This window comes from Actinomyces provencensis, from assembly GCF_900155435.1.
Taxonomy (GTDB): Bacteria; Actinomycetota; Actinomycetes; order Actinomycetales; family Actinomycetaceae; genus Pauljensenia; species Pauljensenia provencensis.
On the sequence record NZ_LT700230.1, the window covers coordinates 1 to 1243 of the forward strand.

The window sequence follows — 1243 nt, forward strand, 5'->3', positions numbered from 1 at the left end:
ACTAGTAGCGTGTCGTTCCTAATGGTTTGGTAATTGGTGGGTTGGCTTGTCCTGATCGATACTTGATTGGGAGGAGTGGACTGTCATGCCCAGACCGAAGGATCACGTCGTCGTGCTGTCCGGCGCTGACCGTATGAAGCTGACGAGGGTGATTACGCGTGGCTCGCATCCGGCTCGGACGATCATGCGGGCGAGAGTGCTGCTGGAGCTGGACGAGAGCACGGGCGTGGTGCCGCCCAGGCGGGTCGTTGCCGAGCACGCGGGCGTGTCGGAGCAGACCGTCTACGTGATCGCGAAGCGGTTCACCGAGTCTCACGGGAACGTGGATGACGTGATCGGGCGCCGGAAGCGGACCACGCCACCGGTGCCGGCGAAGGTGACCGGAGATGTTGAGGCGCGGGTGATCGCGTTGGCGTGCACGAAACCCCCGGCGGGGTTCGACCGGTGGTCGTTGCGGCTGCTGGAGAAACATGTGCTGCTCACCGATGGGCTGCCGCCGCTGGATCACTCCACGATCGGTCGGACCCTGAAAAAAGGGGGCTTCGTCCTCACTTGAAGAAGTGCTGGACGATCCCGCCGCACGCCAGCGGTGAGTTTGTCGCCCGGATGGAAGACGTCCTCGAGGTCTACCACCGCCCCTTCGATCCCGCAGTGCCGGTCGTGTGCATGGATGAGAAGCCGTATCAGCTGCTCGGCCATGCCCGTGATCCGATACTCGCGGCGCCGGGCCATGACCTCAAGGAGGACTCGGAGTATGTCCGGCACGGGACCTGCTCGATCTTCGTCTGGGCCGAACCTCTCGCCGGGCGCCGCCGCGTCGACGCCAGGGCGCGACGCACACGGATCGACTGGGCGGCCGAGATCGACGAGCTCCTCACTGTCGACTACGCGGACGCCGAACGCGTCGTGCTCGTGATGGACAATCTGAACACGCACACCCTCGGCTCGCTCTACGAAGCATTCGAGCCCGTCAAAGCCCGCGCCCTCGCCGAGAGGCTGGAGATCCACTACACGCCCAAGCACGGCTCCTGGCTGAACATCGCCGAGATCGAACTCTCCCGGCTGTCCCGGCAATGCCTCGACCGCCGCATCGACGACCTCGACGTCCTGAACACCGAGCTTGCTTCCTGGCAGTCCGCGACCAACGATGATCAGCGGCAAGTCGACTGGCAGTTCACCGCGGACGACGCCCGCATCAAACTCCGTCACCTATACCCAAATACTTAGCCGCGACGATCTACTA

Annotated in this window: 2 protein-coding genes; both read left to right on the forward strand. The window is 64.0% G+C overall.

The annotated features are described in order from the left end of the window. The first annotated feature begins 85 nt into the window (after nucleotides 1-85). Nucleotides 86-556 carry a helix-turn-helix domain-containing protein gene (locus BQ9890_RS16545; protein ID WP_075888566.1) on the forward strand — a complete coding sequence of 157 codons (471 nt, stop codon included), beginning with the start codon at nucleotides 86-88 and terminating at the stop codon, nucleotides 554-556. After that, entirely contained in the window at nucleotides 445-1227 is a 783-nt protein-coding gene (locus BQ9890_RS15585) for an IS630 family transposase (RefSeq protein ID WP_230297750.1), read from the forward strand. Before BQ9890_RS16545 ends, BQ9890_RS15585 begins: the two co-directional genes overlap by 112 nt. The last annotated feature ends 16 nt before the right edge of the window (nucleotides 1228-1243 follow it).

What these genes read in the sequence shown, in the direction of transcription:
- BQ9890_RS16545 (WP_075888566.1), top strand. Translation starts at nt 86, where the DNA reads ATGCCCAGACCGAAGGATCACGTCGTCGTGCTGTCCGGCGCTGACCGT.